This is a genomic window from Streptomyces sp. NPDC093795 (assembly GCF_044764665.1).
Classification (GTDB): Bacteria; Actinomycetota; Actinomycetes; order Streptomycetales; family Streptomycetaceae; genus Streptomyces.
Genome location: NZ_JBIWIO010000002.1, coordinates 574,916 through 600,349, shown reverse-complemented (window position 1 = coordinate 600,349; position 25,434 = coordinate 574,916). Strand labels below are relative to the sequence as shown.

Genomic DNA, 25,434 nt, shown 5'->3' with positions numbered 1-25,434 from the left:
TCCACACGCGAACCCGGCCCGACCCCGGCCCGACCCCGGCCCGAACCCCGGCCCGAACCCGGCCCGAACCCGGCCCGTTCCCAACCCGAGCCAAGCCCGACCCCCGCCCGACCCCCGCCCGAACAGAACCCGAGCCGTCCCCGAACACCCGGCCGCCAGAGTCATCCCTGTCAGCAGGAAGCGACACACGAAGAACACCAGGGAGCAGGACATGAGCAGCACCGAGCCCCTCGCCGGCAAGACCGCCCTCGTCACCGGCGGCAGTCGCGGCATCGGCCGGGCGATCGCCCTCCGCCTCGCCGCCGACGGCGCCCGCGTCGGCGTCCACTACGCCTCCAACGAGACCGCCGCGAAGGAGACGGTCGACGCGATCGAGGCGGCCGGCGGCTCCGCCTTCGCCCTCCGTACCGAGCTGGGTGTCCCGGGGGACGCCGACGCGCTCTGGGCCGCCTTCGACGCGGCGACCGAGGGCGATCACGGTCTCGACATCCTGGTCAACAACGCCGGGATCGCCGGTCCCGGCCTGATCCACGAGGTCGACGAGGCCGCCTACGACCGGGTGTTCGCGGTCAACGCCAAGGCGCCGTTCTTCATCATCCAGAAGGGCCTCGACCGGCTCCGCGACGGCGGTCGGATCCTCAACATCTCCTCCGGGGTCACCAAGGTCGCCTTCCCGGGCATGACCTCGTACGCCGCGTCCAAGGGCGCCGTCGAGGTGCTGACCCTGACCCTCGCCAAGACCCTCGGCTCCCGGGGCATCACGGTCAACGCGGTCTCGCCGGGCACCATCGAGACCGACATCCACCCGTGGATGGCCGACGCGGCCGCCAAGGCGCACGCCGTCGGCTTCTCCGCCTTCAACCGGGTGGGACAGCCGGGGGACGTGGCCGATGTCGTCGCCTTCCTCGCCTCCGACGACGCCCGCTGGGTCACCGGCCAGAACATCGACGCGAGCGGCGGCTCCGGCCTCGGGCTCTGACCGCCCCGTGCAGGACGCCCACGGGCGGGCCCCCGACCACCCCGGGCCCGCCCCGTCCCCCGCACGAACCCACCCTGCTCCTCCCCCGTCCGAAGGAACCCCAGGTCATGGCACCCCATACGCTCCTCGTCCTCGCCCACCCCCGTACCGACTCCCTCACCGCCCAGGTCGCCGAGCGCGTGCACGCCCGGCTCACGAAGGAGGGCGGCACCGTCGACGTACTCGACCTGTACGCCGAGGGGTTCGACCCGGCGCTCCGCCCGGAGGACGAGCCGGACTGGGAGAACCGCGAGAAGGTCTACTCCCCCGTGGTCCAGGCCCACATGGACCGCGTGCTGGCCGCCGACGACATCGTGGTCGTCTTCCCGGTCTGGTGGTTCACCCCGCCGGCCATCCTCAAGGGCTGGATCGACCGGGTGTGGAACTACGGCTTCGCCTACGGCCGGAGCCGCCCCCGGCTGGCCGGGAAGCGGCTGCTCTGGCTGGCCCTGATGGGCGGCACTCCGGAGGAGATCGAGCAGCTCGGCATGACCGACGCCCTCGGTCTGATGTTGGTGACCGGCATCTCCACGTTCTGCGGACTCCCCGACGCCAGGCTCCGCGTCCTGCACGGCACCGAACTCTCCGGCACCCCGGCGGAGTTGCGTGCGGGCCGGGTCACCGAACTGCTCGACGAGGCCGAGCGGGCGGTGACGGAGGAACTGCTCACCGCCGAAGGCACCACCACGACCAAGCCCGACACCGCCACGACCACACCCGACACCACCGCGAGCCCCGCCCCGAACACCCTGAACGAGGAGCCGGCCCGATGACCACGACCCTCGCGGAGAACACCGCGACGCCGGAACCGGGTGCGGCGCCCGCATCGGCGCCGCCCCGGGCCGGGGCCCGCCAGTGGCTCGGCCTCGCCGTCCTCCTCCTGCCCGTCACCCTGATGACCGCCGACCTGGGTGTGCTGTGGCTGGCCACCCCGTACCTCTCGGCGGACCTGCGGCCCAGCGGCGCCCAGTTGCTCTGGATCACCGACATCTACGGCTTCCTCACCGCCGCCACCCTCGTGATCATGGGCACGCTCGGGGACCGGCTCGGCCGCCGCCGGCTCCTGATGGCCGGTTCGGCCGGCTTCCTGCTCGCCTCGCTCCTCGCCGCGTACGCCCCGAACGCCGGGACGCTGATCGCGGCCCGCGCCCTCCTCGGCATCGCCGGGGCGGCGGTCCTGCCCTCGACGCTCGCCCTGATCAGCCACATGTTCGCGGATGCCCGGCAGCGAGCCACGGCCATCGCGATGTGGGTGACCGCCCTCTCGGTGGGGCTCGCGGTCGGACCGGTGATCGGCGGGGTGCTGCTCGCCTCCTGGTGGTGGGGCTCGGTCTTCCTGATGGGCCTGCCGGTCATGCTGATCGCCCTGGTCACGGCGCCGCTGCTGCTCCCCGAGTACCGGGCCCCGAAGCCCGGCCGGCTCGACCCGGCGAGCGTGCTGCTCTTCCTCCTCGCGATCCTGCCGCTGGTGTACGGCGTGAAGCCGCTGGCCGCGGACGGCCCGACGGCCGGGGCGGCGCTCGCCTTCGCCCTGGGCGCGGCCTTCACGACCCTCTTCGTCCGCCGTCAGAACCGGCTGGAATCCCCCCTCCTCGACCTGCGGCTCTTCCGGAACCGGGCCTTCACGGGCGCGCTGCTCACCCTGCTCCTGGGGATGACCGCGCTCAACGGCGTCGAGTACCTGGTCCCGCAGTACCTCCAGGCGGTGGCGGGGCTGTCGCCGCCCGACGCGGGGCTGTGGCTGCTGCCGGGGGCGGCGGGTCTGATCGCGGGTTCGCAGCTGACCCCGTTCGTGGCGCGCCGGACGCGCCCGGCGTACGTACTCGCCGGCGGGCTCGCCGGCTCGCTCGCCGGGTACGCGGTGATCGCGCTGTCCGAAGGGGTGACGGTGATCGCCCTGGGGCTCGCGGTGATCACGTTCGGTGCGGCGCCGATCAGCGTCCTCGGCACGGCGCTCGCGGTCGGCTCCGCCCCGCCCGAGAAGGCGGGCGCGGCGGCGGCGACCGGCCAGACGGCGTACGACCTGGGGCTCGCCCTGGGCATCGCGGTCACCGGGAGCGTGGCGGTGGCCGTCTACCGGGGCGGTGTCCCGGCGGACGCGCCGGCCGCGGCCCACGAGAGCGTGGGCGCGGCGCTCGCCCTGCCGGACGAGGGGCTGCGGGAGCAGGCCCGGGAGGCGTTCACGACGGCCCTGCACTCGGCGTCGGCGCTGAGCGCGGTCTTCGCCCTGGTGACGGCGGCGGTGGTGCTCACCCTGCTCCGCAAGGTCCCCCGCACCTGAGGAACCCGCCCGCCGGACCCACCCGCCCGCCATCCTCGCGATCTCGGCCCCGACCGGAAGACTCCGGCCGGGGCCGCGCGCTGTCCGGACGGGCCTGATCCCCCAGGCCCTGGTGGCCGCCCTAGCCGCAGGACGCGAGGGCGTCCGGGTCGACGCCGTCGAGCCGGACGGCCAGCGCGTCGAGCCGCTCCCGCAGCTCGCGGATCTCCTCCAGGTCGAGGCCGGTGGCGACGGCGATCCGGCGCGGTACGGCGCGGGCCTTCGCCTTCAGCGCGGCCCCGTCGGCGGTGGGCCGTACGGTGACGGACCGCTCGTCCTCGGGGCTGCGGCGCCGCTCGACGTATCCGGCCGCCTCCAGGCGCTTGAGCAGCGGAGACAGGGTGCCGGAGTCGAGCCGGAGTCGTTCGCCGATGCCCTTGACGGGCAGCTCGCCGTGTTCCCAGAGGACGAGCATGACGAGGTACTGGGGGTAGGTGAGCCCCAGCTCCTTGAGGGCATCGCGGTAGACGCCGTTGAAGGCACGGGTCGCCGCGTGCAGCGAGAAGCAGATCTGGTGGTCGAGCCGGAGGAACTCCTCGTCCGGGACCGTGTCGAGCGTCTCCATGCGCCCAGGATACGCGAGGACAGCTCACACGCGATTGAGTTGTGCACAACTGAATAGTGCGCTACTAATGGAGGGCAGCAGCAGTACGGCAGCACCCGGCACCCCGAGGACAGGAACGGAAGAACCATGGACGCGATCTACACCGCAGTCGCCACCGCCAACGGCCGCGAGGGCCGCGCCGTCAGCTCCGACGGCCACATCGACCTCCCCCTCGCCCACCCCCAGGCCCTCGGCGGCAACGGCCAGGGCACCAACCCCGAGCAGCTCTTCGCCGCCGGGTACGCGGCCTGCTTCGCCAGCGCGATGGGCGTGGTCGCCCGCCAGGAGAAGATCGACATCACCGACGCCTCGATCACGGCCGAGGTCTCCATCGGCAAGGACCCCGCGGACGGCGGCTTCGGCCTTGCGGTCGTCATGCGCGCCGAGTTCCCGGACCACCTCCAGGGCGAGGCGGGCGCCGTCCTCCTGAAGAAGACCCACGCGTTCTGCCCGTACTCGAAGGCGACGCGGGGCAACATCGAGGTCGAGCTCGTCGTCGAGTAGGCACAGTCGTCCTCCTCCTGTGTGAAAGCCCCGGTGCGCCCCGTGCGCACCGGGGCTTTCACACAGCGGCACGGGGGGTTCGTCCGCCGTACCGCGGGCAGCCATGGGACGGCTGCCGGGCGGTGACCCGCGGGCGCTGTCCTTGGGGCGCCCGCGGGGAGGTACCCGGCAGTCGCACGCGCACAGCACTGCAACGCACACGCACCGCACCGCACGCGCACTGCACCCGCGCCGCACCCGCACCCGCACCCGCACCCGTGCCCGTACTCACCGGAGGAGAACCCCCCATGGCCGACCTCGACCGCCGCCGGTTCCTTCAACTCGCCGGCGGAACCGCCGCGTTCGCGATGCTCTCCGAGAGCATCGCGCGCGCCGCCGCCATCCCGGCGCAAGGCGCCACCGGCACGATCCAGGACATCGAGCACATTGTCGTCCTCATGCAGGAGAATCGTTCCTTCGACCACTACTTCGGGGCGATGAAGGGCGTACGGGGCTTCGGCGACCCGCGTCCGGTCACCCTCCCCAGCGGCAAGTCGGTCTGGAACCAGGCGAACAGCGGAAAGGTCACCCTGCCCTTCCGGCCGCCGAGCGACGACCTCGGCATGGAGTTCCTCCAGGGCCTGAACCACGACTGGGCGGGCGGCCAGAAGGCCTTCAACAAGGGCAAGTACGACCAGTGGATACCGGCGAAGACCCCGGCCACCATGGCGTACCTCACCCGCGAGGACATCCCCTTCCACTACGCGCTCGCCGACGCCTTCACGGTCTGCGACGCGTACCACTGCTCGTTCATCGGCTCGACCGACCCGAACCGCTACTACATGTGGACCGGCCACACGGGCAACGACGGCACGGGCGGCGGCCCGGTCCTCAACAACGCCGAGGCGGGATACGGCTGGAAGACGTACCCGGAACGCCTCGAAGCGGCCGGGATCTCCTGGCGGGTCTACCAGGACATCGGCGACGGCCTGAACGCCGCCGGCCACTGGGGCTGGATCAACGACGCCTACCGGGGCAACTACGGCGACAACTCCCTCCTCTACTTCAACACCTACCGGAACGCCCAGCCCGGCAACCCGCTGTACGACAAGGCGCGCACGGGCACGGACGCGTCGAAGGGCGACAGCTACCTCGCCGACCTCCGGGCCGACGTCCAGGCCGGCCGACTGCCGAAGGTCTCCTGGATCGCGGCCCCCGAGGCCTTCTCGGAGCACTCCAACTGGCCGTCGAACTACGGCGCCTGGTACATCGCGCAGGTCCTGGACGCGCTGACGTCGAACCCGGACGTGTGGGCCCGTACGGCCCTGTTCATCACGTACGACGAGAACGACGGCTTCTTCGACCACGTCGTCCCGCCGTACGTCCCGGCCTCGGCGGCGCAGGGTCTCTCCACGACCCCGACCGCCCTGGACCACTTCCCGGGGAAGACGGGGTACGTGGCCGGCCCCTACGGCCTCGGCCCGCGCGTCCCGATGATCGTCGTCTCGCCCTGGTCGAAGGGCGGCTACGCCTGCTCCGAGACCTTCGACCACACCTCGGTCATCCGCTTCATGGAGCGCCGCTTCGGCGTCCACGAGCCGCAGATCTCGCCGTGGCGCCGGGCGGTCTGCGGCGACCTGACGTCCGCCTTCGACTTCACGCGTACGGACACCCAGGCCGCGCCGCTCCCGCCGACCGACGGCTACTACCCGCCGGACCGCGCCCGCCACCCCGACTTCCTGGCCACCGCCCCGGCCGTCGGCACGATGCCCCGGCAGGAACCGGGCGGCAAGCGCACCCGCCCGCTGAAGTACGCCCCGTACGTGGACGGCGCGGCGGACACCACGGCGGGCACCTACCGCCTCACCTTCAGCGGCGGCCCGTCGGCGGGCGCCCAGTTCTACGTGACGTCGGCGAACCGCACGGACGCGCCGTGGACGTACACGACCGAAGCCAACAAGTCCCTCACGGACACCTGGAACACGAAGTACTCCAAGGACCTCACCGACCTCACGGTCCACGGCCCCAACGGCTTCCTCCGCCGCTTCCGCTCCCCGGGCAAGACACCGGTCCCGGAGATCAAGGCCCGCCACAACGCCACCACGGGCAACCTGGACCTCACGCTCACCAACGCCACGGCTGCCGACGTCACCCTGACGGTGACCAACGCATACGCGGGCACCCCCCAGACGGTGTCGGTCCCGAAGGGAGCGACGGTCACCCACACGGTGAACCTCTCCGCCTCCGGCCGCTGGTACGACGTGACGCTCACGACCACCACCTCCCCGGACTTCCTCCGCCGCCTGGCGGGCCACGTGGAGACCGGCACCGCAGGCGTCTCGGACCCGGGCATCCTCACGTACTGACCGCACGCCCCCTGGCTCGCCGCCGGCGCGGGGAACCGGCCGCGGCCAGGGGGCGCCGGATCCGGGGCCTGATCGACCGGTACGGCCGCACGGACGCCGGCCCTGGAGGCCGGTAGGCGAAGATGGGTGCCCCGTCCTCAGCCAGCAAGGAGCGCCCGTCGATGCGAACATCCGGTCCCGGATCGCGGCCACCGACGATCGCGGACGTCGCGCGCGTCGCCGGGGTGTCGCGTACGACGGTGTCCCACGCCCTCAACGGGATCGGCAAGGTCGATCCGCGGACCAGGGAGCGCATCAGGCAGGTCGCCGCCGAGCTCGGATACCGGCCCAACCTGCGGGCCCAGCGGCTGCGCCGGGGGGAGGCGAAGGCCATCGCGCTCGCCTCCTCGATGCCGTTCGCGGTGGCCGGCGGGCCGTCGAGGCTCGGGTTCTACATGGAGATCGCCGCCGCGGCCGCGGAGAGCGCCCTGCTGCACGACTACGCACTGGTGCTCGTCCCGCCCGTGCAGTCGGGGTCCGCGCTGTACTCCGTCGACATCGACGGGGCCATCGTCGTCGAGCCGGACGTGGACGACGCGGCGGCGGCGCAGTTGAGGGAGCGGGGCCTGCCCTACGTCTCGCTCGGCCGGCCGGTGTCGCCGGACGACACGTCGCCGTACGTCGATCTGCGCGGCGGTCTCGTCGCGGAGTTGCTCCTCGCTCATCTGCGCGAGCAGGGTGCCGAGCGGCCCGCGCTGATCGTCGGATCCGGTTCCCGTCACTCGTCGGTCGACGCGCTCGCCGCCTACGAGCGGGTCGCCGAGCGGTACGGCTGGGCGCCCGTCGTGGCGAGCGCCCCCGAGGCGGGCGGCGAGCAGGCCGGGTACGAACGCTGTGCCGCCCTGCTCGCCGAGCACCCCGGGACCGACGCGGTCTGCGCGCTGGTGGACGCGTTCGCGGTGGGCGCGGTGCGGGCGATCCGGGACAGCGGACGGTCCGTACCGGGCGACGTCATGGTCGTCACCCGGTACGACGGGCTGCGTGCGCGGACCTGCGAGCCGCCGCTGACCGCCGTGGACCTCCACCTGGACCGGGCGGCGGCCGACGCGGTGGAGCTGCTGATCGGCCGGCTGCGCGGCGAGAGCGCCGCCACCACGGTGGTGACGGTGCCCGAGCCGCAGGTCATCGCGCGGGCGTCGTCGCTCCGGGTCACAGCCCGAGCATGAGCACGAGCCCGGAGACCAGGGCGAAGACGAGTACGCACAGCCGCATCCTGCGCGCGTCGAGCCGGTGGTGCACCAGTCGGCTCAGCCACGCGCCGACGGCGATCACCGGCAGCAGCGCCGCCGCGAGCCCCAGGTCTCCTGGCTCGCCCTCCCCCGTCGCGAACAGCAGCCCGAGCGACGCCACTTCCCCGACGAGGAAGCAGGCCGCCACGGTCGAACGCAGCTCCGCGGGCGGCCGGTGCTGGTAGACGAGTGCGAGCGGGGGGCCGCCGACGCCGGTCGCGGTCTCCGTGAGGCCGGTCACCACGCCCGCGCCGAGGTAGGCCGCCCGGCCGGGCGCGAAGGCGGGTGCGGCGAGGCTCACGACGGCGGCCAACACCGTCGCGATGCCCACGAACAGGCCGATGCTGCGATCCGGTATCAGCCAGAGCAGCGCGAGCCCGGCGGGTGTGGCGGCCAGCCGCGCCGCGGTGATCCAGCCCGCGCCGCGCAGGTCGATCGAGGCGCGTTCGCGCCAGGCTACGTACAGGTTGAGCGGGATCATGGCCGCGAGGACGAACACCGGGAGCAGACCGGGGTCGAGGATCCCGGCCACGGGCGCGACGATCAGGGCGAAGCCGAGACCGCTGCTGCCCTGGACGAACGCGGCGACGGCCACCGTGACGGCGAGGACGGCGAGTGCTTCCGTACTCACAGGGCGGTGCTCCGCCGCCGTGCCGCCGTGGACGTGGGGTGTACGCGGGTGATGGGCGCCTTCTCGACTGCGGCACGGGCCAGTTCGGCCGCCTGCCGCACGAGCGCGGGGCCGTCCCAGCCGGTGGGGCGGCCGCGCCACAGACGCAGCTGTCCGGCGACGAACACGGCGGTGATCTGGTCGCGGTTGCCCCGGCGCACCAGCTCCCACGGCACGTCCCAGGAGAGCGCGGTCTCGGGGGCGGTGAGGTCGACGAGGAGGAAGTCCGCGGCCCGTCCTTCGGCGACGGTGCCGGTGCGCGCGCCGAGGCCGACCGCGTCGGCGCCGCCGGCGGTGGCGTGTTCGAGCCAGGTCCAGCCGGCGCCGCACGACGAGTCGCCGGTGGCGAGACCGTAGGCGATCCGCTGGGCGAACTCGGCCGCGTCCGCGAGCCGGAATCCGTCGCCGCGGGTGCCGTCGGTGCCGAGCCCGAAGCGGATGCCGCGCTCGGCCATGGCGGTGGCCGGTGCGACGGCGTTTCCCTTCCAGGCGCTGGCCACCGGGTTGTAGCTGACGGCGGTCCCGGTGTCGGCGAGCAGGGTCAGTTCGCGGGGGGTGAGCAGGGTGGCGTGGGCGGCGAGCAGTTGGGGGCCGAGCGCGCCGATCCGGTGCAGGTACTCGAGCGGGCGCAGTCCGTGCCGTACGAGGGAGCGCTCGACACCGGCCAGGTGTTCGTTGACGTGGATCTGGACGATCGCCCCGGCTTCAGCGGCGAGACGTGCGGTGCGGTGGAGCGTCGTGGAGGTGGCCGCTTCGGGGATGGAGACGGCGAGCGAGGGGTGCACCAGGGGGTCGCCGTCGTACCGGGCGAGGTGCTTCTCGGCGCTTTCGAGGACGGCGGTGGCGCGCGTCGTCTCGTCGGCGTCACCGGGGGTGTCGCTCTCGGCGTCGTTGCAGACGAGGCCGAGTACGCAGCGGATTCCGGCGTCGCGAGCGGCCGACGCGACGACGTCGACGTCCACGGCGGCGCGCGTACCGGCGTCGGTGACGGTGGTGAAGCCGCCGCGCAGGGCCTCCAACGCCGCCAGTTTGGCCGCGACATAGGCCGATTCCTCGTCAAGCGCTCCTTCCAGCGGGACCCAGACCCTGCGGAATATCTCCGACGGTTCCCCGAAGGCGAGGGCGGAGCCGAAGCTCTGGGTCAGATGGTGGTGGGCGTCGACGAAGCCGGGCATCAGGAGTTGGCCGGGCAGCCGTACGGCGTCGAGCCGCGGATGCGTACGCGCCAGTTCCTCGGCGGGTCCGACGGCGCGGAAGGAGCCGTCGGCGACGACCACCGCGTATCCGTCGGCGGGTCCTTCCGGCAGCAGCACGGCGTCGGGTACGAGGAGGAGCGGGCCGGGGGATTCGAGGGGCTCGCGGGTGAGCTGGTTCATCGGTCGCTTTCCGTGCGGATGGGGGTCAGCCGGGCGGCGACGCGCGGCCGGACGTGGTGGAACAGGATGTTGAGGACGGCGGCGACGAACGCGCCGACGGCGACGCCGCTTTCGAGGAGGATGCGGGCGTTCGGCGGGAAGCCGGCGTACACGCCGGGGATGAGGATCGGCAGCAGGCCGAGCGCCAGGGCGACGGCGCAGATGAACGTGCTGGTGTGCTTGTCGAGGTCGGAGCGGCCGAGCATCTGCACGCCGAGCACGGTGATCACCGCGAAGACGACCATGGCCGTGCCGCCGACCACGGCGGACGGGACGACGCTGATCGCGTGGGTCACCGGGGCGAGGAATCCGATGACGATGAGGACCACACCGGCGGCGGCGGTGACGAAGCGGCTGCGGACGCCGGTGACCCGGACGATGCCGATGTTCTCGCCGCTGGTCACCATCAGCGGCAGTCCGAAGAACCCGCCGAAGAGCGAGGTCAGCGCATCACCGCGGACGGTCTTGGGGACGTCGGTGCGCGGGTCGATCTCCTTGCCGACGGCCTCGGCGTTGATGACCGTCTGGCCGGTGGCCTCCGCCATGGAGGCGAGGCTGTAGAGCATCAGCGGCAGCGCGGCGATCAGGCTGAACTGGGGTGAGCCGAAGGGCATCAGCTGCGGCAGGCTGACCAGACCGCCCTCGGCGCCGCCGTCGAGGGCGAAGCGGCCGAGGAACGCGGCGAGCACGGTGCCGGCGACCAGGCCGAGCATCACGGCGAGCTGCCGCAGGATTCCGGTGAACAGCAGGTAGAAGACGACGGTGAACCCGATCGTCGCCATGCCGAGCGCCAGGTTCGTCGTGTCCGCGAACCCGGGCTCGCCGGGCCGGCCGGTGACGAGGACCGCGCCGACCTTCACCAGGTTGACCCCGACGATGACGATCATGGTGCCGATGACCAGGGCGGGGAAGAACCTGAGCAGCCGTGAGAAGACCGGCAGGACGACGAAGTAGAAGGCCGCGGTGAGGATGACCGCGCCGGTGGCGGTGCGCAGGCCGTGCTGCTCGGCGATGGCGATGAACAGGATGAGCGGCGCGCCGCCGGGCAGCATCACGAACGGCAGCCGGGGACCGAACTTCCACGGCCCGAGCGACTGGATCAGCGACCCGACGCCGGAGAGCACGAACGCCGCGGAGAGCAGATTGACCGTCAGGCCGGGGTCGAGGCGGAGGGTGGCGCTCATCAGGAAGATCGCCGAGATGGGGGTGGCGGCCATGACGAGGACGTGCTGGACCCCGAAGAGGATGATCCGCCCGAGCGGGCGTGACTCGTCGACGGGGTGGGCGACGGGGTGGCCGACGGGGTGCCGGGCTTCGTCGTGAGCGGCGGGGGGCGGGGTGGGCTCCGGCGTCGGTGGTTGGTCCGTGCCGGGGGCGGGCTGGCGGTGACTGGACACGTTCGAGCTCCATTCGGGCGTGAGGCATGCTCGGACATCAGCCGCGATCCGGCCCCGGACGGAGGGCCAAATCGATTTGGCCAAATCGATTTGGCCGTCAGTATGGAGAGACCCCGCAACGTCGTCAAGGGCCGCGGGGCGCCCCGCCCGAGGGCGTCAGGCGGCTCTTGACCTCCCCGACGGCAGCCACTAACTTGCCGTAGACGCCCGACCCATGGCTCTCGAAAGGAGGCGACCAGTCGATGTCCACCCACTCCGATCTTGGTCGCCTCGCCGAGTGCACCGCCTGGGTTCCGGGGCGCATCGCGCACGGCTGCTGAACGCGCCCCCTTCTCCTGTGCCCCTCCGTGGCCACATTCCGGCTTTCCCGGTACTCCGGTTCCCCCTCCCCCTCTCGCGGCGCCCCGCTGTGGCGTGCCGCTCTGCGCCCGTTCCTCGCACGTGGCGCGCCTCGACGAAGAGAGCTGTCCGAAAGTGACGAAGATGATGAATCGACGGATCGCGCACCGAAACGAGGGTCTGTCGTGACAGCGGCGCGCATCACGGTCAACGGGAACGAAGCACCGATCGCTCCGGCCGCGCCTCACACCACGGCCCTCGACTTCCTGCGCGAGCGTGGCCTCACCGGTACGAAGGAGGGCTGTGCCGAGGGCGAGTGCGGCGCCTGTTCGGTCCTCGTGGCCCGACCCGGGACGGACAAGCCCACGGACTGGGTGGCGGTCAACGCCTGCCTGGTCCCGGTCGCCGCGCTCGACAGTCAGGAGATCGTCACCTCCGAGGGGCTCGCCACCGCCGGCGCAGCCGGTACGCCGGGCACGCTCCACCCGGTACAGGAGGAGATGGCCGTCCGCGGCGGCTCCCAATGCGGTTACTGCACACCGGGATTCGTCTGCAGCATGGCCGCCGAGTACTACCGGCCCGGCCGCTGCGCGCACCAGGAACCGGCCGACAGCACCGACCCCGAGCACGGTCCGAACGGGTTCGATCTGCACGCGCTGAGTGGAAACCTGTGCCGCTGCACCGGTTACCGCCCCATTCGCGATGCCGCGTTCGCCGTCGGTACGCCCACTGCGGACGATCCCCTCGCGCGGCGTCGCGAGCTGTCCCCGCCCGAACCGGCGGCCACCGCGTACTCCCAGGACGGAAGCGTGTTCCTGCGCAGGAGCACCCTGGCCGAGACACTGCGGGTGCTGCGTGAGCGGCCCGAGGCGGTGGTGGTCGCCGGCTCCACCGACTGGGGCGTGGAGGTGAACATCCGCTCCCGCCGGGCGGATTGCGTGATCGCCGTCGACCGGCTGCCCGAACTGCGGGAGCTGCGCGTCGGATCCGACTCCGTCGAGATCGGGGCGGCGCTGACGCTCACCGAGATCGAACGCCGCCTCGACGGCCGGGTCCCGCTCCTCGCCGAGCTGTTCCCGCTGTTCGCGTCACGGCTCATCCGCAACAGCGCGACGCTCGGCGGCAATCTGGGGACCGGTTCCCCCATCGGTGACAGCCCGCCGGCGCTGCTCGCCCTCGACGCGTCGGTGGTGCTCGCCGACGCCGACGGCGAGCGCGAGGTCCCCCTCTCCGACTACTTCACCGGCTACCGGCAGAGCGTGCGCCGCCCCGGCGAGCTGATCCGCGCGGTACGCGTCCCCCTGCCGCTGTCGCCGGTCACGGCCTTCCACAAGATCGCCAAGCGGCGCTTCGACGACATCTCCAGCGTGGCGGTCGCCTTCGCGCTCGACGTCGAGGACGGGATCGTCCGGAAGGCCCGCATCGGCCTGGGCGGTGTGGCCGCCACCCCGATCCGTGCCCTCTCCACCGAGGCGGCCCTGGAGGGCAGGCCGTGGACGGCGGAAACCGTCGAGGCCGCGGCGCCGGTACTGCGGGCGGAGGGCACGCCGATGGACGATCACCGCGCCAGCGCCGCCTACCGCTCCGCGATGCTGGGCCAGAGCCTGCTGAAGCTGTACGCGCGAACCACCGAGGCGGTCTCCTGATGAGCCAGCTGTCCCAGCGCCCCGAGAAGCCCGTCGTCGGCGTCTCGATGCCGCACGAGAGTGCCCACCTGCACGTCACGGGCACCGCGCTCTACACCGACGACCTGGTCCATCGCACCAAGGACGTGCTGCACGCCTACCCGGTCCAGGTCATGAAGGCGCACGGAAGGATCACCAGGCTGGACACCGGGCCCGCGCTCGCCGTCCCCGGTGTGGTCCGCGTGCTGACCGGCGCCGACGTGCCCGGTGTCAACGACGCCGGGATGAAGCACGACGAACCCCTCTTCCCCGACACGGTCATGTTTTACGGCCACGCGGTCGCCTGGGTGCTCGGCGAGACCGTGGAGGCGGCGCGGCTCGGTGCGGCGGCCGTCGAGGTGGAACTCGACGAGCTGCCCTCCGTGATCGCGCTGCGGGACGCGATCGCGGCGGAAAGCTTCCACGGTGCCCGGCCCGTGATGCGGACCGGAGACGTCGATGCCGGCTTCGCCGACTCCGCGCACGTGTTCACGGGCGAGTTCCAGTTCTCCGATCAGGAGCACTTCTATCTCGAGACGCACTCGGCGCTGGCCCTCGTCGACGAGAACGGGCAGATGTTCGTCCAGAGCAGTACCCAGCATCCTTCGGAGACGCAGGAGATCGTCGCCCACGTGCTGGGTCTGCACAGTCACGAGGTGACCGTTCAGTGCCTGCGGATGGGTGGCGGCTTCGGCGGCAAGGAGATGCAGCCGCACGGTTTCGCGGCCGTCGCCGCGCTCGGCGCCAGGCTGACCGGCCGGCCGGTCCGGGTACGGCTCAACAGGACCCAGGACCTGACCATGTCCGGCAAGCGGCACGGGTTCCACGCCGAGTGGAAGATCGGTTTCGACGCCGACGGCCGCATCCAGGCCCTGGACGCCACCCTGACCGCCGACGGCGGCTGGAGCCTGGACCTGTCCGAGCCGGTGGTCGCCCGTGCGCTGTGCCACATCGACAACACGTACTGGATCCCCAACGCCCGCGTCGCCGGCCGCATCGCCAGGACGAACAAGGTCTCCAACACCGCCTTCCGCGGTTTCGGCGGACCGCAGGGCATGCTGGTGATCGAGGACATCATGGGCAGGTGCGCGCCGCTGCTCGGCCTGGACCCGACGGAGCTGCGCGAGCGCAACTTCTACCGGCCGGGGCAGGGCCAGACCACGCCGTACGGGCAGCCGGTCACGCACCCCGAACGGATCTCCACCGTCTGGCAGCAGGTCAAGGCCGACGGCGGCCTCGCCGACCGGCAGCGCGAGATCGCGGCGTTCAACGCCGCGCACCCGCACACCAAGCGTGGCCTCGCGCTCACCGGGATCAAGTTCGGCATCTCGTTCAACCTCACCGCCTTCAACCAGGGCGGCGCGCTTGTGCTGATCTACAAGGACGGCTCGGTCCTGATCAACCACGGCGGCACCGAGATGGGCCAGGGCCTGCACACCAAGATGTTGCAGGTGGCCGCGACCACCCTGGGCATCCCGCTGCACAAGGTGCGCCTCGCCCCGACACGTACCGACAAGGTGCCCAACACCTCCGCCACCGCCGCCAGTGCCGGGGCCGACCTCAACGGCGCGGCGGTGAAGAACGCCTGCGAGCAGTTGCGCGAACGGCTGCTGCGGGTGGCCGCGACGCAGCTGGGTGTGAACGCGTCGGACGTGCGCGTCGTCGAGGGCGTCGCGCGCGCACTGGGCGGCGACGAGGAGCTGGCCTGGGACGATCTGGTGCGCACCGCGTACTTCCAGCGGGTGCAGTTGTCGGCGGCCGGCTTCTACCGGACCGAGGGTCTGCACTGGGACGCCAAGGCCTTCCAGGGCTCGCCGTTCAAGTACTTCTCCTACGGCGCCGCCGCGGCCGAGGTGGAGGTGGACGGCTTCACGGGCGCGTACCGCGTCCGGCGGGTCGACATCGTGCATGACGTCGGTGACAGCCTCTCCCCGCTGATCGACATCGGTCAGGTCGAGGGCGGCTTCGTGCAGGGCGCGGGCTGGCTGACGCTCGAGGACCTGCGCTGGGACACCGGTGACGGGCCGCACCGCGGCCGGCTGCTGACCCAGGCGGCGAGTACGTACAAACTGCCGAGCTTCTCGGAGATGCCCGAGGAGTTCCACGTCCGGCTCCTCGAGAACGCCACCGAGGAAGGCGCGGTCTACGGGTCCAAGGCGGTGGGTGAGCCTCCGCTGATGCTGGCGTTCTCGGTACGCGAGGCGCTGCGGCAGGCCGCCGCGGCGTTCGGGCCCGCCGGTGTCAGCGTGGAACTCGCCTCGCCCGCCACAGCGGAAGCGGTGTACTGGGCGATCCAGGCGGCTCGCCGGGCCGATCCTTCCTCGAACGGTCACGCTCGCGAAGGGTTCGTCGCCGGGGCGGGCATGCGCACCGGTGCAGAAGCGCCGGTCGGTGCCTGACATGACCTGGGTCGGAGCGGTCGCACGGCTGCGGGCACGCCGGGAGGCCGGCGTGCTGGTGACCGTCGCGACCGTGCGCGGCCACGCCCCTCGCGACGCCGGCGCGAAACTGGTCGTGGGACGGACCGAGACGTGGGGCTCGATCGGCGGCGGCAACGTCGAGGCGGTCGCCATCGACCGGGCCCGGGAGATGATCGTCGCGTCCACGCCCGAACCGGAGCTGATCGATTTCGCCCTGAACGACAAGGTGAGCAACCGGCACGGCGTCCAGTGCTGCGGCGGCACGGTCTCGGTACTGCTCGAACCGCTTCCGGTGGTACGGGCAGTGGCGATCTTCGGCGTCGGACACGTCGGTCTCGAACTGGCGCGCATCCTGGCCCGTCAGGACCTCGACCTCCATCTGGTCGACAGCCGCTCGGACGTCCTCGCCGAGGAGCGGCTCGCCGTCCTCTCGGACGCGGTGGCGGGGGTACGGGTTCACCACACACCGCTGCTGCCCGAGGAGGTCCTCGAGGAGCTGCCGCGCGGTACCCACGTCCTGATCATGACCCATGACCACGCCGAGGACGCCGCTCTGTGCGACGCCGCCCTGCGGACGCCCCACCTCGGCTCCATCGGGCTGATCGGGTCGGCGGCCAAGTGGGGGCGGTTCCGCAAGCGCCTCCTCCTGGAGGGTGGTCACGACGGGGCCGCCGTCGACCGGATCAAGACCCCGATCGGGCTGGCCGACATCACGGGCAAGGAACCCGCGACGATCGCCGTGAGCGTCGCGGCCGACCTGCTGCGTACTTTCGAGAGCGAGGAGGACTGAAGAGAGCGCGGCGATCGAGCGACCCCCACCCAGGACAGCTACCCGAACGGCGGTTTCACCCGATATGACACCGTTTTAGGCTGCCGGGACACGGGACGGATGCAGTCCGTTCCGACAGCCCCGGATCGGGAGGCTCCATGCGCGGCCGGACGACTCGTCGTCGGAGCAGGACCAGGGGCGCGCTCCTCGCGCTCGCTCTCCTCTGCACCGGGGCCGCCCCGCTGACCGGCTGCTCCTCCGGGTCGGAGGGGGAGGACCGGACCCCCGAGGCCGGCGTCGTCTCGGACGCGACCAACACCACCGACGCCACGGCGACCGCCGGGACGACGGGGGGAGGCGACCAGGACGCGGACGCGCAGGAGCGGCGGAGGCAGGAGAAGGACAGCGGAAGCTTCAGACGCGCGGGCCGGCTCTCCGACCACTTCGATGGTTTCTTTCCGGAGAACTACGCGAAGTTCGTGGAGAATCCGTCGTCCGAACCCTACGTGGGCACGGTCGCGGTCGTGGACTGCTCGCCGGACGGGAACCCCCAACCCATGGACCCGACGAGCCGGACCGTCACCGTCCCGCCGAAGACGGAGGGGAAGGACTTCAGGGTGGACTTCGATTTCCCCCAGGAACAGGGAGACGTCACCTCCAACACGCCGCGCGTCATCTGCGTGACCCTGCGGGACGAGGGCGGGTTCAGGGGCGAGGACAAGGACACGCTCTCCGTTCAACTGACCCCCTCCAGCGAGACCCCCGGCGAGACCACCGGCGAAGTGACCGGGGAGACGACCACGGGCGAGACGACCGGGGAGACGACCACGGGCGAGACCACCGGCGAAACGACCGGCGAGACCACGGGCGAAACGACGGGCGAGACGACCGGGGAAACCACCGGCGAGACCACGGGAGAGACCACCGGGGAAACCACCGGCGAGACCACCGGGGAAACCACCGACGGGGGCACCGGCGAGTCCGGCGGGCTCGGCTGAGCCGCCCGGGCGAAGGGGACCGTATGGCCGGAGGGAACCGGAGGAACCACGGGGGCCCCACGGCCGACGGGCCCCTCACGACCGAGGGGGATTCCGACAGCGACGGGCACCCCTGGAGCAACTGGGCCCTCACGCTCGCCACGCTGCTCGCCCCGACCACCTTCATCGGCGCCCTCCTGCTGTACTTCGGCTTCGCCTACACCAACGCCCTCTACGCGCACTTCCGTGTCGACGCGGCGACCCTCGGGTTCTCCACCCAGGACTACGCGCTGCGCAGCGCGGGCCCCCTCTTCGTACCCGCCGGCACCGCGCTCACCGCCGCGCTGGTCGCCGTCCTGGTCTACTACGCGGCACGCGCGCTGGGAGCCAGGAGCGGCCGCCTGCCGCCCGGCGTCCGGTTCGCGCCGTACCTGCTCTCGGTCTGCGGGCTGGCCCTCTTCACTCTCGGCATGCTCGGCGGGCTCGGCGTGTGGGGCGCCGGGGCGATGGACACCCCCCTGCTGCTCGGAAGCGGGCTGGTGCTGGTCGTGTACGGCAGGGCCCTGTTCTTCAAGCTGAGCGGCGCCGACTACCCGGTGGCGCGCGAGCGGCTGGCGCTCGCGCTCGTCGCCGCACTGGTCGGCCTGTCGTCCTTCTGGGCGGTCCACGCGTACGCGAAGCGGTACGGCGACGACGACGCCCGGTATCTGGCGCGCAATCTGTGGCTGCGCCCGGCGGTGACCGTCGACACGGCGGAGCGGCTCCACTTCCCGCCCCGGCAGGCACGCGAGACCGTCCTGCCCGTCGCCGACCACCCGCAGCGGTTCCGGTACCGGTACGAGGGCCTGCGCCTCCTCGCGGAGGTGAACGGCCGGATGTTCCTCATCCCCGAGAACTGGTCCGAGACGGGCGGCAGCGTGCTCGTGATCCCGGCGGGCAACGCCGTCCGCGTCGCCTTCCGCGCGGACTGAGGCGTGCGGGTGACTCCGGGCGTGTCGCTGCCGCGATGCGCGTCACGACGGGTGCGCCGTGGGTGCAAGAAGCCCGTGGAGGAGGAGAAACCTTCCTGCGGCCACGGGCTGTGGTGGGGCGGGTGGGACTCGAACCCATTTCAGTGACACGCCTCACCTGCGACGATGCCGAAGGGTCGGACATATCCATCCGACTCCATCCGGCTGCGTCCCCCTCGATCCCCCTCGATCGAGGACCGTGCAGCGCTCGCTGCACCGCTGTGGCCCTGCCCGCCGGCGGCCGTCATCCCCCCTGTGAGCCTGCCGTAGGCCGTCCCTACACCCGCCAGGTGTCCTCGGCGGGTGGTGACGCTACGTAATCCATCTGCCGCTGAGAACGCCGACTCGCCCCCAACCACCAGCGGCGTGTTCGTCAGCGCGTGCCGGTCTCCGGTTCGGGCCGGGGCAGCTCGTCGAGGTCGAGGGTGAAGGTGCGGCCGTCGGCCAAATCGATGGGGAGCTTGCCGGTGCCGTACTTGTGCGTGTGCGCCGCGATGTAGCCGGTTCCGGTGGGCTGGGTGTGGACGACGACCTCCGCCACGTACGGATCCACCACCAGGTAGACGGGGATGCCGTAGCGGCCGTACTTGGCGGTGCAGTCGTCGTAGTCCTTGCGGGCCGAGGAGACGGACACCACCTCCGCGATCAGCAGGACGTCCTCGAAGCTGTAGCGCTTGCCCACCCGCTGGGAGTCCTCACGCAGGATCGCGAGATCGGGAGCGGAGTTCTCGTCCGCCGGGAAGTCGAGATAGACGTCCGAGATGGTCTTCGCATGGCGCCCGAGCGACACGATCGTGTCGTACTGCAACGACTTGATCGTGGTGGAGTGCTCCAGGCTCTGCGGGGTCATGATCACCTTCCCGTCGGCACCGAAGAAGACCGTGTACCCCTCGGGGAACTCGGTGTGCATGATCGCGTCGACGCTCATCAGCGGCTCCTTCCCATCGCCTCCCAGAATACGGTCGCCACGCGCGTCAGCGACGAGCCCAGGCGTCCTGCGGGTACCAGCGGAGCTCGACGATGACGTCCGGTTCTTTGACGCAGACAGGCGGGGCGGAGCCGCGCGCGCCCAACGTGGGACGGGCCCTCTATGGCCTCGAATGCGCCAGAGTCGACGACCTCCCGGGTCGACGACCACCCAGCACCAGGGCCAGCCCCAGAGGAACCAGCACCCATGCGGCGATTCTCAGTCCGCGGCCCGCGCTTTGCTGCTGCGTCGACACCCTCCTTGCTCCCGTCAGCCGCCGTGAGCCGCGGGGCCCGGCTGGAACGTCGGATCGAGGCCGTACCGGGCGATGCCGAACGGTTGGAAATCCTTGTCCGCCAGGACTCTGTAGAGAAATTCCGACGTCGACATGTCGTATTCGCACCACTCGCCGGCTTCGCCCCGCGCGAGGACAGGGTATGCACCGGGCTGCTGCGCGTCGACAAGCCAGCAGTATTCAGTGCCCCATTCTGTCGAGGCCCATTTGATGTGCCCCTTTCCGCCCGGCGTGTACTCCTGGCACTGACCGCTTTCCACAGGAAGGGGAAGGGGCGCTTGCCACGGCAGGAGAAAATTGAAATGAGACCCCTCCGTCCTGCCGTAAAAAGCGACGGAGTCACAGAAGGTTCCCCCGCCGAAACCTTCACACAGTTGCTTGAAGTCCACCGGCAGAGGAATGCGAAGCTCCTCCTCTACCGCCGCCCAGTCGACGGAGTGCGCCGACGGCTCCCAGCCGGTGAATTCGAGTATACGCTGCACCCACATGTAAAGACCTTTCCCAGAAAGGCAGGGTGCAGGCGGACATCAGGATCGATGTCCGCCTGCACCTCCGGTGATCCAGCTTACCGACCTACGGCTTGAGCTCCGTCGGTGTGTTCCAGATCGTGATGGGATCGCGTGGCATTTCTCCTGTGCCCAGGTTCACCCACTTGATGGTCAGGCTGTCGGGAACGGCGTTCTTCCCCGTGTAGTTGGCGGTCACCTCGTAGTAGACCGTCTGCCCCTTGGCCACCATGCCGGCAACCTGGTTCTCGTACGCCGCCATCACCTTCTGATTGGGCCTGGCGTACAAGCTGACGAGATTCCGCATCTCGGTGCCGCTACCACCCAGCTGGTTTCCCAACAGGTGACCGCGGTTCATGTCCTGACCGGGCTTGAAACCAGGGGTCACGGTCTCGGGAAAGTTCCGCATGGGCCGCGGGACCTGAGTTCCATTGATCATGGAGTCGGGATTTCCCTTGACGACCTTGTCCTCTCCACTCTCCCAGCTGAAGTCACCGGAGTTGAGGCAGGCCCTCGCCCCCTGTGCCCGGTCGTGCTTGTCGAGAGCCTGATAGAAGACCACGCTTTCGTCGTCTTCGCGGTAGTTCTGCTGGAACGGGAAAAGCGTGTCTCCCCCGACCCAGTCCCACCGCCCGTCGGGCTCGACGAGCCGTCCCTTGCTGCGGTTGCCCGTGTACTCGGACTCGTACCCGTTGGGGGCCGTCTCGTTGTACCAGCCGATACCCGTGAGGAAGGTGTCGGCGACGGTCTTCCAGCCCCCCCCCCCGCCTTCTTCACCGCGCCGGTGGCGACGTCCCCGATCGTGTCGAGGGCGTCGCCGCACCAGTCACAGCCGAATACATGGCCGTCCAGCTCGACGAAGCTCGTGGGGTTTCCGCCGGTGAAGGCGTAACGGTTTCCGGTGTACGGATCGGAACCGAGCCCCATGTCCGCGAGGGCACCGTTGTACATGTCCCGGCTGGTGAACCGGTTGAGACCGGGGTTGTAGTCCCGGAAGCCCATGTCGTAGGTACCGGCGTGGGAGTCCCACCGCTTCGAGTTGTAGCGGTAGGGGTTGCAGGTCTCCTTGGTCGGGTCGCCGGTGTCGGGCTTGTCGATACCGGTGAACTCGGATTCGTCGTTCGACCCGTAGGCGGTGTAGCCGTAGGTGGCCTTGGAGTTGCCGTCCTTGTCGGTCAGCGTCTCGACGTCGGTGTGCGAGTTGTAGCCGTAGTAGCCGTCCTCGCTGGTGCCGTCGGTGTTGTGCTTGACTGGGAAAGACGCTCGCCCCACGGGCTGTACTGGTACGACTTCGCCAGCTCACCGACGACTTCTTCACTGAGCACCTCGGACGACAGGCCGAGGTAGGTGAAGTCGGTGGTCTTGCCGTCGGCCGTCTTGGACGCCGTGCGGTCGAGCGGGTCGAAGGTGTACGTGGTGGACTTCAGCGAGCCCGCGTCGTCCATCTTCTGGGACTCGACGACATGGTCGAAGCCGTCGTACACCGATCGTTCGATGACCCGGCCACCGCGGCACGCCGACGGCCGCGGCCCAGCAGGCCATCGCCGACCTCGCCGCCTGGAAGCTCGGGCTGCACGGCGTCGACCCGGAGGCGAAGGTGACACTCACCGCCGCCGCCGACACCGGCGTGTGGGCGAAGGGCCAGCCCGCCACTCTGAACACCGTCTCCGGACACCGCGACGGCTACGCCACGCTCTGCCCCGGCGCGACCCTGTACTCCGCGCTCCCGGCGATCCGTACGACCGCGGGCAGTTCCCCGTACGCCACCGGAAACTGACGAGCACGACCACCACGGACAAGCGCGGCCGGGCCCCTCACAGGGTCCCGGCCGCCTGGCGTCGCACGGCACGACTCAGCCGATCGCTCTCGTCCGAACCGCTCCGGCAGGGCACGCCACTGAACGCCGGTCCATACGCGGTGCAAGCCCCCGTCGATCACTTGCCTGGGGGCTCTTCGGTGCCCTGGGGAGGATCCGGAGTGGATGAGCCGCTGGGGAGCGGACGGGCTCGATCGCGCCTCGGCCCGGGCGGCTCATGGGCTCCAGTACCGCGCGAGTGCTCCCTCTCGGTACGGCGCCGGGCTGACGCTGAGGTCGCCCGCGAAAGGGCGGTCGAGGACGAAGACCAGGAGCAGGCTGAAGCCGACGAGGGCAGCGACGGAGGCGACGAAGAGGAGCTGGATGCGCAGCTTGCGCATGCCGTAGAGGAAGGTGAGCGGGATGAGAACGAGTGCACCGCCAAAGGCCAACGCCTGCAACAGTGGCGGGAGTTGCTGCTGGGCCATGGTGAGCCGGGCGCGACGCTGGGACGCGACGTCGTTGAGGTGGCTGACGGCTTCTTCGTAGAAGACCTCTTCGCGCGGGGTCTTCGGGTTGTACGTCTGGAGCACCTCGAACGCGGCCCGGAGGTGCCCCTCGGTGGCCCCGTAGCTCGGCCGCCCGGCGCGCATCCGGGGCCACTGATCCTCGACGACGGCGTGGACATAGCCGCTGAGGGCGGCATCGAGGTCGGTGCGGACCGTGGGCGGGAAGGCGGCGGCATCGCGGGCGATGAGCGCGGTGCTGGTGGCCTCGCTCGCGACGATGGTCTGCGTGGCGTCCAGCTGGGTCCACAGGGTGACGATGACGAAGGCGAGGATGATCCCGTAGATGGCGCCGAACATGCCCAGCGTCACCCCGACCATGTCGTTGTGCTCACCTTGCGCCAGCGACGGGTACCTGCGGCGGAGCAGCACACTGCCGGCCACGGCAAGAGCGACGGTCCCGCCCACGGTGGCCACGGCCAGAGTGAAGGTGCTGAAGTGATTGAGCAGCCATAGCGACATGCACAAAGAGTAGCGACCCTCCGTACCCGACTTAACACGCTGCGTGACCGAGAGGCGAGGAAGTCCCCTGCCGGCTCCCCTCTTTGACGACAAGGTCGCGCTGAGCGACGCGGCGGCCGCCATGCCGCAGTAGTCGTACCGAAGTCAGGATCGGCCCGGCCGTGTGCCACACAGAGGCCGCCCCGTCGGCGTTCCGTCGGACAGCCTTGCGAGCCCTGGTCATTAGGGGTGGAGTGGCGACGGCGCCGTGCCTCCGGCCGCCCTCTCCCGTTCCTTCCGGAGGAAAGATCGTTTCGGTGGAGAGAGGGCGCGATGCGACGAGTCGGGAAAGGCGGGCGGCGCACGTGAGCCTGTCCGAGGAGACCGGGACCCGGACGGTGTCCGGGACCGCCCGTACCGCCCGCACGGTGGCCGAGGAGTTGATCGGCCGCACGCTCGGCGTCCTGCCCGGCGGCGCGACCGACCGGCCCCGGTGGGTCGTCGGCGGCGCCGGGCCGGTCGGCATCGACGCGGGCGACGAGCGCGCGGTGCAGGCCGCGTGCGGTGTCATGCAGGTGCACGGCCGGGCCACCGGCGCCCCCGCGCCGCTCGTCGCGGACTACGTCTCCACCGTGACCGGCGTGCTCGCCGCCCAGGGTGCCACGGCGGCCCTGCTCGCCCGCGCCCACGGCCGCCCACCGCTGCGGGCCGGTACCTCCCTCGCCCAAGGGGCGCTCCTGACGGTGACCCAGTATCTCGCCGCCGCCACCGCCGCTGACGACGAACTGCCGCTCCCAGGAAGCGGTACGGGGCTCGCCACCCTCGTCACCGCCGACGCCGCGCGCGTCGAGATCGAGACACTCGACCCCACGGCCTGGGCCGGGTTCTGGCGCCGATTAGGCGTGTCGCCCCGGACGGCGGGACGCGGCTGGCTGCCCTTCCAGACCCGCTTCGGGACAGCGGTCTGTCCTCTGCCCCCGGAGCTCCGCGCGGCCGTTCTGGCCCACTCGTTGCAGGCCGTACGGCAGGCGGGCGCCGCGCACGGCGTGTCGGTCGTCGAGGTCGGGGAGACGACGGCGTCGCCCGGTCTTGTCCCCTGGACCGTCGAACCCGCCCTTCTCGCCCACCCTCCCCGCCGACCCCCGCCCACGACCTCGCCCTGCGGGGGCGCGCTGCCGTTGGCCGGCGTACGGGTCGTCGAATCGGCACGCCGCGTCCAGGGCCCCATGGCCGGACACGTCCTGCGACTGCTCGGCGCCGAGGTCGTTCGCGTCGAACCACCCGGCGGCGACCCCCAGCGCGCCCTGCCCCCGGTTGCCGGGGGCTGCTCGGTCCGGTTCTCCGCGCTCAACCACGACAAGCCCGTCGTCGAGGCCGATCTCACCACCCGCCAGGGGCGGGACACCGTCGGCGAACTGGTCTCCCGCGCCGATGTCTTCCTGCACAACTGGGCCCCCGGCAAGGAGCGTGCCCTCCTGCTGGACGCCGACGCGCTGCACACCCTCAACCCCCGCCTGGTGTACGCCTCCGCCTCCGGCTTCGGCACCGCCCTCGGCGCCGTTCCGCCGATCGGCACCGACTACCTGGCCCAGGTCCACGGGGGCCTCGCCGCCGCTCTGCGCCCCGCGGGGGAGGCCCCTGCCCCCTCTCTGATGACCGTCACCGACGTCCTGGGCGGACTGGTCCTGGCGCAGGCGGTACTCGCCGGTCTCCTCGCCCGCGAGCGGACGCACCAGGGCTGTCGCGTCACGTCGTCGCTGCTGTCCGCGGCCGCGCTGATCCCCCGCCCGGACCGGCGGGTCGGACTGTCCCCGCTGGACCATCCGCTGCCCACAGGGGACGGACTGCTGTACCTGGGGGCCGAGGCGCGAGCCCGGCCGCAGGAGGTCGCCCGGACCGTCGGCGCCGCAGGCGCCGATTCGGTGAGGGAACGGCTGAGGAGCCGTGGGACGGACGCGTGGCTGGCCGAACTGCGGGCGGCCGGACTGCCGTCCGTGGCCGTCCGCACCGACCTGGCCGGCCTCGCCACGGACCCTGCCTTCGCCCGGGCCGTCCTGCCGCCGGACGAGCACCTCCCGTACGCCCGCCCCGCCACGCCCTGGACGTTCACGGAGGAGACCTCCCGATGAAGAACACGCGCAGTA

The 25,434-nt window shown here is 71.3% G+C and carries 21 protein-coding genes and 1 pseudogene; 13 read left to right on the top strand and 9 right to left on the bottom strand.

What is annotated here, in order from left to right:
* Positions 1–211 precede the first annotated feature (211 nt).
* The 3 genes from ACIRB7_RS07720 (at position 212) to ACIRB7_RS07710 (ending at position 3,299) form a co-directional block, all read left to right on the top strand.
* Positions 212–979, top strand: coding sequence for an SDR family oxidoreductase (locus tag ACIRB7_RS07720; protein ID WP_403593795.1), 768 nt, complete (start codon positions 212–214; stop codon positions 977–979).
* 107 nt (positions 980–1,086) lie between these two features.
* The gene (locus tag ACIRB7_RS07715; RefSeq protein WP_403593793.1) at positions 1,087–1,791 is read left to right on the top strand and encodes an NAD(P)H oxidoreductase; all 705 of its coding nucleotides are present in this window, start codon (positions 1,087–1,089) and stop codon (positions 1,789–1,791) included.
* The gene (locus ACIRB7_RS07710; RefSeq protein WP_403593790.1) at positions 1,788–3,299 is read left to right on the top strand and encodes an MFS transporter; all 1,512 of its coding nucleotides are present in this window, start codon (positions 1,788–1,790) and stop codon (positions 3,297–3,299) included. The genes ACIRB7_RS07715 and ACIRB7_RS07710 overlap by 4 nt, the downstream gene beginning before the upstream one ends.
* Positions 3,300–3,420: 121 nt before the next feature.
* Here the strand turns inward: ACIRB7_RS07710 and ACIRB7_RS07705 are convergent, their stop codons facing one another.
* The gene (locus ACIRB7_RS07705; protein WP_403593787.1) at positions 3,421–3,903 is read right to left on the bottom strand and encodes a MarR family winged helix-turn-helix transcriptional regulator; all 483 of its coding nucleotides are present in this window, start codon (positions 3,901–3,903) and stop codon (positions 3,421–3,423) included.
* Between the two features lie 126 nt (positions 3,904–4,029).
* On the opposite strand from ACIRB7_RS07705, the gene ACIRB7_RS07700 reads away from it, so the two are divergent.
* From ACIRB7_RS07700 to ACIRB7_RS07690, 3 genes are all read left to right on the top strand, one after another.
* Positions 4,030–4,446 (top strand): organic hydroperoxide resistance protein, encoded by a 417-nt coding sequence (locus tag ACIRB7_RS07700; protein WP_403593784.1) that lies wholly within the window; start codon positions 4,030–4,032, stop codon positions 4,444–4,446.
* Between the two features lie 287 nt (positions 4,447–4,733).
* Complete coding sequence (locus ACIRB7_RS07695; protein ID WP_403593781.1) at positions 4,734–6,791, top strand: phosphocholine-specific phospholipase C; 2,058 nt, start codon at positions 4,734–4,736, stop codon at positions 6,789–6,791.
* Positions 6,792–6,952: 161 nt separating this feature from the next.
* The gene (locus ACIRB7_RS07690) at positions 6,953–7,996 is read left to right on the top strand and encodes a substrate-binding domain-containing protein (protein WP_403593779.1); all 1,044 of its coding nucleotides are present in this window, start codon (positions 6,953–6,955) and stop codon (positions 7,994–7,996) included.
* Here the strand turns inward: ACIRB7_RS07690 and ACIRB7_RS07685 are convergent.
* The 3 genes from ACIRB7_RS07685 to ACIRB7_RS07675 are packed head-to-tail and all read right to left on the bottom strand — an operon-like array spanning position 7,980 to position 11,394.
* Complete coding sequence (locus tag ACIRB7_RS07685; RefSeq protein ID WP_403593776.1) at positions 7,980–8,690, bottom strand: sulfite exporter TauE/SafE family protein; 711 nt, start codon at positions 8,688–8,690, stop codon at positions 7,980–7,982. The two genes, ACIRB7_RS07690 and ACIRB7_RS07685, sit on opposite strands and share 17 nt — an antisense overlap.
* Positions 8,687–10,105 carry an amidohydrolase family protein gene (locus tag ACIRB7_RS07680; protein WP_403593774.1) on the bottom strand — a complete coding sequence of 473 codons (1,419 nt, stop codon included), beginning with the start codon at positions 10,103–10,105 and terminating at the stop codon, positions 8,687–8,689. The genes ACIRB7_RS07685 and ACIRB7_RS07680 overlap by 4 nt, the downstream gene beginning before the upstream one ends.
* Positions 10,102–11,394 (bottom strand): uracil-xanthine permease family protein, encoded by a 1,293-nt coding sequence (locus ACIRB7_RS07675; protein ID WP_403594404.1) that lies wholly within the window; start codon positions 11,392–11,394, stop codon positions 10,102–10,104. Before ACIRB7_RS07675 ends, ACIRB7_RS07680 begins: the two co-directional genes overlap by 4 nt.
* Before the next feature lie 671 nt (positions 11,395–12,065).
* Between ACIRB7_RS07675 and ACIRB7_RS07670 the strand changes: the two genes are divergently transcribed.
* The 5 genes from ACIRB7_RS07670 (at position 12,066) to ACIRB7_RS07650 (ending at position 18,681) form a co-directional block, all read left to right on the top strand.
* Positions 12,066–13,526: a xanthine dehydrogenase small subunit gene (locus ACIRB7_RS07670; protein ID WP_403593771.1), complete on the top strand. Its 1,461-nt coding sequence runs from the start codon at positions 12,066–12,068 to the stop codon at positions 13,524–13,526.
* The gene (gene xdhB, locus ACIRB7_RS07665) at positions 13,526–15,943 is read left to right on the top strand and encodes a xanthine dehydrogenase molybdopterin binding subunit (protein WP_403593768.1); all 2,418 of its coding nucleotides are present in this window, start codon (positions 13,526–13,528) and stop codon (positions 15,941–15,943) included. Before ACIRB7_RS07670 ends, xdhB begins: the two co-directional genes overlap by 1 nt.
* A gap of 1 nt (position 15,944) precedes the next feature.
* Positions 15,945–16,754 carry a xanthine dehydrogenase accessory protein XdhC gene (gene xdhC, locus ACIRB7_RS07660; protein ID WP_403593765.1) on the top strand — a complete coding sequence of 270 codons (810 nt, stop codon included), beginning with the start codon at positions 15,945–15,947 and terminating at the stop codon, positions 16,752–16,754.
* A 137-nt stretch (positions 16,755–16,891) separates the two neighbouring features.
* Positions 16,892–17,731 carry a hypothetical protein gene (locus tag ACIRB7_RS07655; RefSeq protein WP_403593762.1) on the top strand — a complete coding sequence of 280 codons (840 nt, stop codon included), beginning with the start codon at positions 16,892–16,894 and terminating at the stop codon, positions 17,729–17,731.
* A 23-nt stretch (positions 17,732–17,754) separates the two neighbouring features.
* Positions 17,755–18,681, top strand: a complete 927-nt coding sequence (locus ACIRB7_RS07650; RefSeq protein ID WP_403593759.1) for a hypothetical protein — start codon at positions 17,755–17,757, stop codon at positions 18,679–18,681.
* A gap of 412 nt (positions 18,682–19,093) precedes the next feature.
* Here the strand turns inward: ACIRB7_RS07650 and ACIRB7_RS07645 are convergent, their stop codons facing one another.
* The 4 genes and pseudogenes from ACIRB7_RS07645 to ACIRB7_RS07630 form a co-directional block, all read right to left on the bottom strand.
* Positions 19,094–19,648, bottom strand: a complete 555-nt coding sequence (locus ACIRB7_RS07645; RefSeq protein ID WP_403593756.1) for a Uma2 family endonuclease — start codon at positions 19,646–19,648, stop codon at positions 19,094–19,096.
* 309 nt (positions 19,649–19,957) lie between these two features.
* Positions 19,958–20,464, bottom strand: a complete 507-nt coding sequence (locus tag ACIRB7_RS07640) for a hypothetical protein (protein WP_403593753.1) — start codon at positions 20,462–20,464, stop codon at positions 19,958–19,960.
* A 91-nt stretch (positions 20,465–20,555) separates the two neighbouring features.
* Entirely contained in the window at positions 20,556–21,311 is a 756-nt protein-coding gene (locus ACIRB7_RS07635) for a DNA/RNA non-specific endonuclease (protein WP_403593750.1), read from the bottom strand.
* Positions 21,312–21,325: 14 nt separating this feature from the next.
* Positions 21,326–21,993 (bottom strand): annotated as a pseudogene (locus ACIRB7_RS07630) (RHS repeat-associated core domain-containing protein); the annotation flags it as partial.
* Positions 21,994–22,085: 92 nt separating this feature from the next.
* On the opposite strand from ACIRB7_RS07630, the gene ACIRB7_RS07625 reads away from it, so the two are divergent.
* The gene (locus ACIRB7_RS07625) at positions 22,086–22,265 is read left to right on the top strand and encodes a hypothetical protein (RefSeq protein WP_403593747.1); all 180 of its coding nucleotides are present in this window, start codon (positions 22,086–22,088) and stop codon (positions 22,263–22,265) included.
* A 254-nt stretch (positions 22,266–22,519) separates the two neighbouring features.
* Here the strand turns inward: ACIRB7_RS07625 and ACIRB7_RS07620 are convergent, their stop codons facing one another.
* Entirely contained in the window at positions 22,520–23,311 is a 792-nt protein-coding gene (locus ACIRB7_RS07620) for a DUF4239 domain-containing protein (RefSeq protein ID WP_403593744.1), read from the bottom strand.
* Positions 23,312–23,655: 344 nt separating this feature from the next.
* Between ACIRB7_RS07620 and ACIRB7_RS07615 the strand changes: the two genes are divergently transcribed.
* Positions 23,656–25,419, top strand: coding sequence for a CoA transferase (locus ACIRB7_RS07615; protein WP_403593741.1), 1,764 nt, complete (start codon positions 23,656–23,658; stop codon positions 25,417–25,419).
* The last annotated feature ends 15 nt before the right edge of the window (positions 25,420–25,434 follow it).

Bases quoted from the DNA above. Each gene is read 5' to 3' on its own strand.
- ACIRB7_RS07705 (WP_403593787.1), bottom strand. From the start codon at position 3,903: ATGGAGACGCTCGACACGGTCCCGGACGAGGAGTTCCTCCGGCTCGAC.
- ACIRB7_RS07700 (WP_403593784.1), top strand. From the start codon at position 4,030: ATGGACGCGATCTACACCGCAGTCGCCACCGCCAACGGCCGCGAGGGC.
- xdhC (WP_403593765.1), top strand. From the start codon at position 15,945: ATGACCTGGGTCGGAGCGGTCGCACGGCTGCGGGCACGCCGGGAGGCC.
- ACIRB7_RS07710 (WP_403593790.1), top strand. From the start codon at position 1,788: ATGACCACGACCCTCGCGGAGAACACCGCGACGCCGGAACCGGGTGCG.
- ACIRB7_RS07655 (WP_403593762.1), top strand. From the start codon at position 16,892: ATGCGCGGCCGGACGACTCGTCGTCGGAGCAGGACCAGGGGCGCGCTC.
- ACIRB7_RS07720 (WP_403593795.1), top strand. From the start codon at position 212: ATGAGCAGCACCGAGCCCCTCGCCGGCAAGACCGCCCTCGTCACCGGC.
- ACIRB7_RS07695 (WP_403593781.1), top strand. From the start codon at position 4,734: ATGGCCGACCTCGACCGCCGCCGGTTCCTTCAACTCGCCGGCGGAACC.
- xdhB (WP_403593768.1), top strand. From the start codon at position 13,526: ATGAGCCAGCTGTCCCAGCGCCCCGAGAAGCCCGTCGTCGGCGTCTCG.
- ACIRB7_RS07620 (WP_403593744.1), bottom strand. From the start codon at position 23,311: ATGTCGCTATGGCTGCTCAATCACTTCAGCACCTTCACTCTGGCCGTG.
- ACIRB7_RS07645 (WP_403593756.1), bottom strand. From the start codon at position 19,648: ATGAGCGTCGACGCGATCATGCACACCGAGTTCCCCGAGGGGTACACG.
- ACIRB7_RS07715 (WP_403593793.1), top strand. From the start codon at position 1,087: ATGGCACCCCATACGCTCCTCGTCCTCGCCCACCCCCGTACCGACTCC.
- ACIRB7_RS07690 (WP_403593779.1), top strand. From the start codon at position 6,953: ATGCGAACATCCGGTCCCGGATCGCGGCCACCGACGATCGCGGACGTC.
- ACIRB7_RS07680 (WP_403593774.1), bottom strand. From the start codon at position 10,105: ATGAACCAGCTCACCCGCGAGCCCCTCGAATCCCCCGGCCCGCTCCTC.
- ACIRB7_RS07650 (WP_403593759.1), top strand. From the start codon at position 17,755: ATGGCCGGAGGGAACCGGAGGAACCACGGGGGCCCCACGGCCGACGGG.